The 11,944-nt window shown below is 30.6% G+C and carries 12 protein-coding genes; all 12 read right to left on the minus strand.

Annotated features, from left to right (window positions below; translation table 11 throughout):
- Nucleotides 1-7: 7 nt before the first annotated feature.
- Nucleotides 8-1,987: a flagellar hook-associated protein FlgK gene (gene flgK / locus L1S46_RS12045; protein WP_236896232.1), complete on the minus strand. Its 1,980-nt coding sequence runs from the start codon at nt 1,985-1,987 to the stop codon at nt 8-10.
- A gap of 166 nt (nt 1,988-2,153) precedes the next feature.
- The gene (flgN, locus tag L1S46_RS12050; protein ID WP_238900099.1) at nt 2,154-2,564 is read right to left on the minus strand and encodes a flagellar export chaperone FlgN; all 411 of its coding nucleotides are present in this window, start codon (nt 2,562-2,564) and stop codon (nt 2,154-2,156) included.
- A gap of 2 nt (nt 2,565-2,566) precedes the next feature.
- Nucleotides 2,567-2,842, minus strand: a complete 276-nt coding sequence (locus L1S46_RS12055; RefSeq protein WP_236898727.1) for a flagellar biosynthesis anti-sigma factor FlgM — start codon at nt 2,840-2,842, stop codon at nt 2,567-2,569.
- A 178-nt stretch (nt 2,843-3,020) separates the two neighbouring features.
- Nucleotides 3,021-3,827, minus strand: a complete 807-nt coding sequence (locus tag L1S46_RS12060; protein WP_343217255.1) for a phage replisome organizer N-terminal domain-containing protein — start codon at nt 3,825-3,827, stop codon at nt 3,021-3,023.
- Nucleotides 3,828-4,125: 298 nt separating this feature from the next.
- On the minus strand, nt 4,126-4,428 hold the full coding sequence (locus tag L1S46_RS12065; RefSeq protein ID WP_238900101.1) for a hypothetical protein: 303 nt from the start codon (nt 4,426-4,428) through the stop codon (nt 4,126-4,128).
- Between the two features lie 737 nt (nt 4,429-5,165).
- Complete coding sequence (gene fliY / locus L1S46_RS12070) at nt 5,166-6,380, minus strand: flagellar motor switch phosphatase FliY (protein ID WP_238858858.1); 1,215 nt, start codon at nt 6,378-6,380, stop codon at nt 5,166-5,168.
- Complete coding sequence (fliM, locus tag L1S46_RS12075) at nt 6,364-7,362, minus strand: flagellar motor switch protein FliM (protein WP_236896224.1); 999 nt, start codon at nt 7,360-7,362, stop codon at nt 6,364-6,366. Before fliM ends, fliY begins: the two co-directional genes overlap by 17 nt.
- 22 nt (nt 7,363-7,384) lie before the next feature.
- Nucleotides 7,385-7,786, minus strand: a complete 402-nt coding sequence (locus tag L1S46_RS12080) for a chemotaxis protein CheW (RefSeq protein WP_017211296.1) — start codon at nt 7,784-7,786, stop codon at nt 7,385-7,387.
- Nucleotides 7,787-7,916: 130 nt separating this feature from the next.
- Entirely contained in the window at nt 7,917-8,276 is a 360-nt protein-coding gene (locus L1S46_RS12085; protein WP_017211295.1) for a response regulator, read from the minus strand.
- Between the two features lie 19 nt (nt 8,277-8,295).
- A complete protein-coding gene (locus tag L1S46_RS12090; RefSeq protein ID WP_012060463.1) occupies nt 8,296-8,898 on the minus strand; it encodes a chemotaxis protein CheC in 603 nt (200 codons plus the stop codon).
- A gap of 194 nt (nt 8,899-9,092) precedes the next feature.
- On the minus strand, nt 9,093-11,156 hold the full coding sequence (locus L1S46_RS12095; RefSeq protein ID WP_238900102.1) for a chemotaxis protein CheA: 2,064 nt from the start codon (nt 11,154-11,156) through the stop codon (nt 9,093-9,095).
- A gap of 13 nt (nt 11,157-11,169) precedes the next feature.
- Nucleotides 11,170-11,937 (minus strand): protein-glutamate O-methyltransferase CheR, encoded by a 768-nt coding sequence (locus L1S46_RS12100; RefSeq protein WP_238900103.1) that lies wholly within the window; start codon nt 11,935-11,937, stop codon nt 11,170-11,172.
- Between the last annotated feature and the right edge of the window lie 7 nt (nt 11,938-11,944).

The following is an 11,944-nucleotide window of genomic DNA, read 5'->3' on the forward strand; positions in this document are numbered from 1 at the left end:
TCACCTCCTATTTTTTTAATCCATTTATAACTACATCTAATAGTTCATCTATTGTTGATATCATCTTCGCATTTGCTTGATAAGCATGTTGAAATTGTATTAAATTTGTCATTTCTTCATCCAACGATACTCCTGAAACTGATGCTTTTTGATTTTCCAAATCTGACAGTACCGCCTCCTGATTGTCAACCTGCCTACCAGCCTCTTGTGTAGTTGTCGCAATATTATTTATTATAGTTTTATAATAACTATCCACTGTTGATCCATTTGTTCCAGCATTTAAATTTAAGCAAGTACTATCCGAAAATCCTGTTCCAGATGCATCATCTATCCCTATCTCCTCCAGAAATTCTTTTCTAGTCATTTTAGTTAAATCTTCTGTAGATTTAACGTTACTTAAGTTCATCTTCATTGAGTTAAGATTAGCTATTGCACTTGCTCTCTTTCCATCGCCTTCACCACTGACTGAAGTTGTATTACAGTTTAACAAAGTTGGATCTTTTACTAAAGCGTCATTTACTTTTATTGTTGCTGCTGTGATCCCAGTATCTGTTTTACTGCTAGCTCCATTGGTAATAAATATTAAATTATTGTTCAATCCTTGAGACGAAGCACTAGAGTCTAAACTTCCAGTTTGAATTGCATTAACTGAATAAGCTAAACCTGCAGCAAGTCTATCTAAACTATCCATGTATCCTTTTATAGTTTGCTGAACTGATTGGTTTGCAGCTATTTCTCCTCTTACATGGTTATTATCTACATTATTTACTCCACTTTCACTGTCATATTTATAAGTTTGAAACATGCCACCTTTTAACTCCGTATCCGTTGCTGGTGGTATTGATTTTACTAATGTTGTATATACAACTGAACCATCTGTATTTGTTAATGCTGTTACCTTCGTTATTGTCGTTACTCCAGATACAGTTGAAGTTGTTGTTCCAACTGTAGGTTTAGGTGTAGTTGTATCACCCGCATTTATCTTTAATTCAGTTTTACTTAATCCTTCTGCATTCCCGTCTTTATCTGCAATTAAAATTCTATTTTGCATTAAATTATCCGCTAAATCTTTGGCCTTAGCCGGATCCGTTGTAACCTTAAATGACTTAGTTGGTAAATTTTCATTTCCTAAAGGATAATATTCTACCGTAACCTCTCCGGTAAAATTTCCAGATGCATCTGTAGTCGCTACCGCACTTTTAACATATGAAAGCCTAGAATAATCTGTATCATTTGGATCTGAATTAACTAAAGATGCATCCGGATACTCTGTTGATGAAAGATTTATAGTATCAAGGTTATCTCTATCGACTTTTATTCCAAATTTATAACTTAATTGATCTAAAAGATTATCTCTTTTATCCATTAAATCATTTGGTGTTTGTCCAACTGCTGAAATACCTCTTATCTGCTTATTCAATTCATTTATTTGATCGAGATAGCTATTTACGTCAGTAACATTAGTTTGAAGAAGTGATTGACTATCATCTTGAGTCTTTTTTAATTGATTGTAAGTATAATTTAACGCATCTGCAAGTGCAGAAGCATCTTTAATGGCTACTGTTTTAACGTCTGATTTACCCGGACTTTTAGATACTTCTTGAAATGCATTAAAAAATTGATTTGTTAGTTCTTGAATTCCTGTATCTGATGGTTCTCCAAAAATATCTTCTGCCTTTGATAAGGTATTACTTGCTTGTGTGTAATATCCAGATGTTCCCGATTCACTTCTTACCTGATAATCTATAAAATAATCTCTAATTCTTTGTATTGATGTTATTTCAGCACCCGTTCCAACTTGTCCAGCTCCAGTTGTATCAAATCTTGACATCCCTCCAAATGGTCTTGTAGTTTCTGCAACGGCTCTTTGCCTTGAAAATCCAACTGTATTTGCATTAGCTATATTGTGAGATGTTGTATTTATCGCACCTTGTTGCACATTTAGCCCTCTTTTAGCGATGGTAAACGTATCAAATAATCCTGCCATATGTTTTTTTCCTACCTTTCAATAATCCCAACTTCCATGTAGTATATTATAACTTCCTTATTATTTTTCAATCATAAATTTATTAATATAGAAATAATCCATTTTAAAATTTGTAATTGTTGAATTGACAATATTTATTAAAATATACAAAAGTTCATATAAAGATTTATCTAGATAAATTTCCATATGAATTATATGTCTTTATTTCCCTTCTTGGATTTATTATTTCTAGCATTTTGTTATTAAATATTATTTGTTGTTTTAATAATATATCATTTGTTTCTTTTTGAGAAATAACTGAATTCAATAGCATTTTTATCTTATTATATTCTTCTTTTAACTCTTCACTATTTGAATTCCTTACAACTTCAGTTATTCCCTTATCACCAAGTATATTTCTTCTCTCAATTTCCTGTTTAGCTATTTTCTTACCAGATTCATTAATCTTATCAACTAATCCCTCTAAACCAAATACATCTTTACTCATTATCATTTTATATTGAGTTTCTAACAATTCTAAAAGTCTTTGTAACTCTTCCTCTTGGCTTTGTATTAATTTAATAAGTTCATTTATCATACTTATGCCTTACTCTCCTTCATTGCATCTAACATACTTTTTGCAGTTAATCTTGCATCAACATTGTATGTTCCACTATCTATTTTATTTTTAATATCAGCTATTTTCTTTGCATTTTGTATATTGCTATCTAATGAGTAACCTTTAAGACTTTTTCCAAGTTCTGAAATCTCAATTCTATCCACATCATTAGTTTTCTTTGTCTTTTCGACAGCTTTACTGCTATTTGAGTTATATGCATTTATATATGTCGATCTACTTACTCTATCAATACTCATAATACATTTCTCCATTTCTTAGGCTCCTGAAAGAAAATAACTATTGTTATTTCTTTAATTGTGCCTTACTACTTCATTACTATACTTATCGTACTTTTCTTTTATAAGTTTATAGAAAAGTCAATAAAAAATATTTTATGCAACTATTTTAAGAAAATATTCATAATATATGTTCTAATTAATCAAAAGACCACTCTGCTATCTTAGTTTCTCCTTCCCCCAAGGTAATTTCACCTTCACTAATCCAGCACAAAAGATCATCCTTATTACTTTTATTCGCAGTATCATCGGAAATATCTTCATCATAAACTTTTATATCGCTCTCATTTTTCTTTTTACTTCCCCTTCTCTTCTTCTTGCTTGAATTTTTCTTAACCTCTAAAATTACAGGAGAATTATTATGTTGATTATTCTCCTCATTCTCTACTTCAATCACATTACTATTATCATCACGTTCATTTTTACTATTTGATTTTGAATTACCCACTTCTAAAAGTGCTATTCCATTATCTTTATTTTCTTTAGTATCGACTTCTCCTTTTCCTTTTATAGGAATTACAGTTCTCCAAATTGCTTCTATACTATCATTTTTACTCATATCAGCCTTTTGGGGGATTTTTACCACATTATCTTTTTTCACAATTTCATTTTTTTCTTTGACTTTGATATTTTGATGCTTTATGAAATTTTTCACCTTGTATATATTATTATCTACGATTTCAATCATTTCCAAATTCATTAAAACCTCTAATGCAGCTTTTACTTCACTTATATCTCTATTAAATTCTATTGATAAAGTCTCTACTGTGTATGGAATATTTCTTGACATATATAATTCTCCCTCTTGATTTACCTTTCCGGCTAAAACAACCATCCTGTTCCAAACATAGTGAATAAGATCTCTATTAGGCATCTTATCTATTATTTTAAATTTTGTGTCCTCATACATGTCAACTCTAAATTTAACGTATTTTCTTTCTCTCATATTCATCAATCCCTTTCATATATATTAATAAATTAATTCACAAAAGTTTTCTTACACTTAAAAAGTTCCGCATTGCAGCATAGCTGCTCTTTTCAGTAGTGCATAGCTGCTCTTTTCATAGGTGCGTATTTATCCTTCTAATTAATATATATGCAAAAAAAGAAATATATAAAGGGTTCTAACAAATTTTTTTATTAATTTATAGTTTTCTGACTAAGTTATGCGTAATTATTTAGGCGAAAAAAAAGCCCAGTGCTATATAACACTAAGCGAATACTAAACTTTTCAAATCACATTATTATTTAATTGCTTTTATTTTAGCTATATCATACCAATTTTTAGATGTTATCATTTCAACATTATTAAGATCATGCTTTATACTCGTTATATCTTCCGCAGTTCTTTCCACTTGTTCATGTGTTGATTCCAATTTCTTCTCAATTCTCTCTTGACCTTCTTTAAGCTCTTTAACATCTTGTTTAAGTACTTTAACATCTTCTTCGATTCCACTAATTTTAGTCTCTATCCCATCAATTTTATTTTCCATTGATGTAAATCTTAATTCAAGCCTTTCAAGGATATTCAAAACTTTATCTTCCACTTTCTCACCTCACATATTTATTAGTAAGTAAATTAATTATATCATAATTTTATATTAGTTCTACTATTATTTTTAATGTATATGTTGCAAAAATGTTCCTCATCATACTTTAAAAATATTCCAAGAATTTTAACCTTAATTGTAAAATGTGCATGGTGAATTGTAACATATATATAAATACCCAAATTACAGGTTTGCCTTAATCAGAACCTTCCATCAAAATTTTCATATTCCTTAGGAATACAAGTGTGTTTAATTTTTCTAGATTTACCGCATATGTTTAATTCTCAAAATGATGCAGATAAACCAATTATAAACTAGATTTATACTATGAAATATATTCCAACTAGAAATAAGACTTATGCTATTATGGAATGTTTCATTAGGAATTTGATGGCTCTGATTCTTAATTGAAATTCCAAATCTATGATTTTGTCAATTGAAATTACTCAGCGAACGAAGTGAATCGAGTTTCCTTTAGACTATTCCAAGTATGCTAGTTCAAAAAGTGAGAATCGAAATTTTACATTTCGTTCTTCGAACTTTCTCTGTGAGCGCTCGCCTTTCATGCTAACATCTTGGATGCAACTTGTGATCTTAGAATCACCCATCATAATTTCCTTAGAAACTGGAATAACAGCATAATTCTTATTTCGGCGGGCTATATGCATAATTTTAGTTCTTAGTTGGTTTATCTATATCTATATCCAAAAATAAAAACTCCCTCTCGGGAGTTTTTATTTTAATCTCTTTATTCTTTCAACACTACTTACTATATTAGTTATTCTTATTCCAAAGTTTTCATCAACTACAACAACTTCACCTAAAGCTATTTGTTTTCCATTAACTAATATTTCAACTGGTTCTTCTGCAAGTTTATCTAACTCTATTAAGGAACCTGTTCCTAAATTTAAAATATCCTGTATACTTTTCTTTGTTCTTCCTAGAACTACGGATATATCTAAAGGAACATCTAATATTAAGTCAATATTCTTTATTGGCGGAACGCTATTTTGCGGTACTAATGGTTCAAATGTTGCTGCATGAACTTCTACCGGCTGCTGCATTCTTGGCTGCTCATATTGTGGTTGTTGATATTGCTGCTGATATTGAGGTTCTGGTTGATATTGTTGTTGTGGCTGCTGTTGAACAGTTGCTGGCTGTTCATATATTTCCTTATTTACAATTGTATCTTTTTTATTATCTTTTGCCGGTTCTGATGCCGCCACTTCTTTTTCCTTATCTTCTCCAGTCATTATTGCAACAATATTTTTAGCCGTCTCTATTGGAAATATTTGCATTATATTACTATCTACAATATCTCCAATAGTCATTCTAAATGATACTCTAACTATTGGTTGATCTTCTGGTATTGCATCAGAAATCGGTATAGATCCATCAACTACAATTTTAGCACTTGGTGGTGATATATCTACTTTTCTTCCAAACATAGTAGCCATTGATGTAGCTGCAGAACCTATCATTTGGTTCATAGCTTCTGAAACAGCACTGATCTCTATTTCAGATAAATCATGAGCTTCAGTTATATTTCCATCTCCACCCATCATAAGGTTAGATATAACTAAACCATCTAATGTTTTTATAATTAAAATGTTTCTTCCTATTATCCCTGCAATATATTCAATATCTAGAACAATATTCGGTGTTTCAAAGCCTTCTTTTATTTCCTTTAACGTAGTCACACTAACTACTGGAGTAGTTATGTTAACTTGTTGATTTATAAGCTGATACAAGGCAGTTGAAGCCGATCCCATGGAAATATTTCCGATCTCTCCAAGCAGATCCTTATCAATATCAGTTATAGCTTCGGTATCTATTTTATTATCGCCAGCTGACGTATCTGCACTTTCAGCTCCAGTAGAAGCTAAATCTTCACCTGCTAATAACGCATTTATTTCTTCTTGTGATAAAAAGTTATTGCCCATACCCATTCACTTCCTTATCCGTTATATCTAAAATCATAACACCTGCATTTTTTCCTACTACACCCGGCTTAGCATAATAACATTCTTCATTACCTACATATACTTTTATTGGTGATGAACTCTTATTATCAAGTTTAATTACATCACCCACTGTTAGCTTCAAGAAATCATCTACTGTTATATTAGCAGTTCCAAGTTCCGCTACAATTTCAACATCAACTTTATTGATTCCTTTTTCTATTTTTTCTCTCGACTCAGCAATGGAAGCTTCATTATCATTCTTAAATGCATATTGTACTACTAATTTATCTAATATTTTTTCTACACTTAAATAAGGAAGACACATATTAATAAATGTGCTTCTCTTATTCATTTCTACTGAAAATGTTATTAATGCTACAGGATCATTAGGTGCTAGTGTTTGATTGATTGCCGGATTAGTTTCAATTGCTTCTACTTCTGGCTCAACTTCTAATACCGAATCCCATGCTAACTTTAAATTACTTATCATTCCGGTAGTCACTTGTCGCATTATATTCTTGTCTATATCTGTAAATTCTTTTGTTTCAGCTTTCCTATTTCCTTTTCCCCCAAGTAAAACATCTATTACTTGAAGAGAAAATTGAGGATTAGTTTCGAATATTATTGTCCCTGATAATGGAGCCATTTTAAATATTGTAATAATAGTAGGGTTTTGCACAGAGTGAATAAATTCCTCATATGTTATCTGCTCTACAGATTCTATCTTAACCTTAACATTTTGCCTAGTCTGACCTGTTAGGTAGTTGGAAATAATTCTCGCATAATTATCATGAATCAATTCAAGTGTCCTTATATGCTCTTTTGAAAATTTTTGAGGACTCCTAAAATCATAAAGCTTGACTTTATGTTTTTCTTCATCTTTACCAACATCTTCTGACTCTATTTCACCTGTAGATAAGGCAGACAATAAGGCATCTATTTCACTTTGCGATAAGACATCTGCCATATTTTTCCCTCATTTCAATAAACTAATTTAATAATTTGTCAATATCTATTATTGTAAGAAGTTTTTCATCATAATTTAATATACCTTTAATATAAGGCTGTGCTTTACCTGCATCCTTTTCTATTTTTTGTATATTTTTCTCATCTATATCTAAAACTTCTTCAACCTCATCCACTGATATTCCGATTTCTTCATCTTCTACTGTTAAAATAATTATATTATTTTGTTCTTTCCCAGGAGTTACATCAAGTAACAAATTTATGTCAACAAGAGATTTAATGCTCCCACGTAAATTTATCAATCCTTTAATATAACTCGGAGCCTTAGGAACTTTTGTAATCCCCATAGTATCATTGATACTTTGGACTCTATCTGTTTCTACTGCAAAATGTTCTTCTCCTAGTTTGAATACTACTATTTGCATTCATACTCCTCCTCTACAATAATATACAATCAACCATTAATAATTGACACTTAAATTAAAATTTCTGTAAAATCTGCAAAGATTTATTTATAGCCTGTTATAATTCATTTCTTGTATTATTGCTTTTATATTAACCTACAACTTTCTTTATAGCTTCTAAAACTCTATCCGCTTGGAATGGTTTTACTATAAAGTCTTTTGCTCCAGCTCTTATTGCATCCATAACCATTGATTGTTGTCCCATTGCTGAACACATGATTACTTTAGCATCTGGATCGAATGCTTTTATTTGTTTAACTGCTTCAATTCCATCCATATCTGGCATAGTTATATCCATTGTTACTACGTCTGGTTTTTCTTTTTTATAAAGGTCTACTGCAACTATTCCGTTATTTGCTTCACCTACTATTTCAAAATCATTCTTTTCTAAGATATCCTTTATCATCATTCTCATGAACGCTGCATCATCCACAATTAAAACTCTAGCCATACAATTTTACCTCCAAAATTTAATTTATTCCTATAGATTTCAATATTTTCTCTAACGAACCCGGCATAGGGATATAATAAAAATGTCCACCTATATTCTCTTCTGTATCACTGTCTAAGAATACAGTTTCAATATCTAGTATATATTCATCATATTGATTGGACTCAATAAATGTAGTTGTGAGTATTGCACCTAACATATCAAATGAAGTTGCAGGCACTGATGGTGCCATAACAAGATTAGTTAACTGTGCAATAGCATTCATATATGACGCTGATATTATATTTGCTATCTCGCATAATACAGAACTTCCCATTTCACTTTCTGGAGACTGCTTGCTTCCAACTAATTTTTTTATTACATTTTCAGCTGTTTCCTGTTCGAATACTAAAAGCATATTTCCTGAAATATCGCCCAGCACTCTTACAACTGTTCCAGCTACAGCACATTCTCCACTTTCTTGAAATACTTCTTCTAGTTTTACTACATTTACTGCTGGTACTGTCATATCTACTTTTTTTCCCATCATCATAGAAAGAGCAGTTGCTGCATTACCTGCACCTATGTTAGAAACTTCTTTAAGTGCATCTAATTGCAAAGTGCTTAAATTAGAATACTCCACTTATAACCCTCCTTTAAAATTTTTCACCCTAAAGGGCCAATCATCTCACATTTATATATTATTATTGCCTTTATAACATAACAATAATAACATATCTTGTCCACTCCAAACCTTTAGCCTTTTGCTCATTTTTATGGAATTATAAGTCAAACTAATTTTAATTAGATTTAAAAATCTTACTTAAAAATTTCACTTTATAATAATGCCCCTACATCTAATATCAGCGTTACTAAACCATTACCAAGTATAGTCGCACCAATATACTGATCTAAATTCTTTAATGTTTTTCCGAGTGGTTTTATAACTATTTCTTGTTGTCCAAGTAATGAATCGACTAATAAACCTATAGTTTTATCACCTACATTAACTATTATAACAAATTTCTTATCAGTATTACTAGCCTCTATATCTAAAGTTTCATTTAATCTTACTAATGGAATTACATTTTCTCTATAAATAATAACTTCTTTTCCATTACTTTTCTTTATATTTTCCTCTTTATAGTCAATTACTCTATCAATAAAGCCTAACGATATTGCTAATGTTTCTTCTCCTATTTTTACAAGTAAGGCTTGTATTATTTGTAATGTAAGTGGAAGCTTAATTACAAAAGTTGAACCTTTGCCTTCTTCACTTAGTAGATCTACAGTACCACCGAGTGCTGCAATTTTTGTTTTAACAACATCCATTCCAACTCCTCTTCCTGAGATATCTGTTACAACTTCATTAGTACTAAATCCTTGAGCAAAAATCAAGTTCTTAATATCACTATCTGATAATCCTTCTGTGTTTATTCCTTTTTGCTCTGCTTTAGCTTTTACTCTTTCAAGATTTATTCCTGCTCCATCATCTGATACCTTTATTAATGCTTTTGTTCCTTCTTGGTATGCAACCAATTTAACAGTTCCAACTGGAGGCTTGCCTTGTGCAATTCTCTTTTCAGCAGATTCTATGCCATGATCCGCTGCATTTCTTAATAAATGTATTAATGGTTCACCTATTTCATCAATAACAGTTCTATCAAGTTCAGTATCAGCACCTTCTATAACAAAGTTAATTTCCTTATTTAATTCTACTGATATATCCCTTATCATTCTTGGGAATCTATTGAATACTGTATCTAGTGGAAGCATTCTAATTTTCATGACTAAATCTTGAAGATCAGATGTTGTTCTTCCTACTTGTTCCAATGTTTCATTTAACTCTTGTGATTTATGAACATTTACAATTTGTTCTAATCGAGTTCTGTAAATTACAAGTTCAGAAACCATATTCATTAAATTATCTATTCTCTCTAAGTCAACTCTTACCGATTGATGTGCTTTCTTAACTTCTTTCTTTTGAGTAGGCTTTTTAGCAACTGGCTGCTTAGCCTCAACTTTTGCTTCAGATGACTTTTCTTCTGGAGCTTTTTCTATAACTGGTAACTGTGGCACTTCTTTTACTTCTGCTTCTTTTGGAGCTATATCTGAACTTTCTAATTCTATTAAAGAAGCTTCAACTTTTGCAACTTCTGAAATTCCATTTACAACAGTTAATATTTCATCTACAGTATTTTTAGTTACTAAGATAAATTTCAATTCAAAATCAAACTCTTCATTTTCAATTTCTTGAGTTGATGGGTCTGATTTTAATATTTCTCCGTGATCTTCAAGATCTTTAACTATTAAAAAGGCTCTTGCTGATTTTAATAAAGTGTTTTCACTTAACGTTACTTTTAATTCAATGGAGTTAAATCCTTTTTCTCTAGCTTGTCTAATAACAGATGTGTCATATTGATTTAAATCTAAATCAAATTCATCACCTGATATCATTTTATTTTCATCTTCTGACTTAATTTCACTAGCTTGTGTTTCTTCTTGTACGTCACTCTTGTTTCCATTTTCTTTTATATCAGCTAAAGCTTTCATTATTCCATCTATATCTATTTTTTCCTCAGAGCCTTCTTGAACATTGTCAACCATCTTTTCTAATGTATCAAGACAATCAAACAATACTGTCACTACATCCTGAGTTACTTTTAGTTTTCCTTCTCTGAATTCAGCTAATACATCTTCCATCTTATGGGTAAGTTCTGCTAAATCGGTAAATCCCATAGTCGCTGCCATTCCCTTAATTGTGTGAGCAACTCTAAATATTTCATTAACCTTATCTGTATCATCTGGATTTTGTTCCAAATCTAATAGTGATTCATTCAATGTTTGTAAATTTTCTAATGACTCCTCTAAAAACATTGACATATATTGAGATGTATCCATCCTTACTCCTCCTCTATATCTTTTTATAAATAAAGGTTGATGCTTTTTCAAATCCATAGTCTCTATAATTATAAATGCTCTCTGTAGCTCCTACAAATAAAAGCCCACCCTTTTTTAATGAGTTACTGAATTTTTTATAAATTTCCTGTTTAACATCATTATTAAAATAAATAACTACATTTCTACAAACAATTAAATCAAAGCCAGTATCGTATCGATCTAAAATCAAATCATGTTTCTTAAAAGTTACCATATTCTTAATTTTAGACTCTACATAGTATTTATCGTCCCTTACTTTAAAATATTTACTTAAATCTGTATTATTTACACCTTTCATTTCATTTTGAGTATATTCTCCAAGCTTTGCTCTAGAAAGTATAGTATCATCTATATCTGTAGCTATTATATTATGTCTTCCATTTGACGCCAACTTATCCAATATTATTCCCAATGAATATGGTTCACAGCCTATTGAACAAGCTGCACTCCAAATTTTTAGACTTGAATTATTTGGTAGTAACTCCTTTGCAATTTGTTTTTCTAAATCAGTAAATAATTCTGGATTTCTAAAAAATTCTGTTACGTTTATTGTTATGAAATCTAAAAACTTTTGTCTTTGCTCTGGATTACTTTTTATAGACTTGGAATATTCATCTAATGTTTTTATACCAACTCTTGTCATCAAGCTGTTTATTCTTCTATTTAGCTGTTCTGGCTTATATGCTGATAAATTTATACCCAACTCTTTATGAACCCATTTGTGAAATTCATTAAAATCCATATTTCCT

It is taken from the genome of Clostridium sp. YIM B02500 (assembly GCF_022324665.1).
GTDB classification, from domain to species: Bacteria; Bacillota; Clostridia; order Clostridiales; family Clostridiaceae; genus Clostridium; species Clostridium beijerinckii.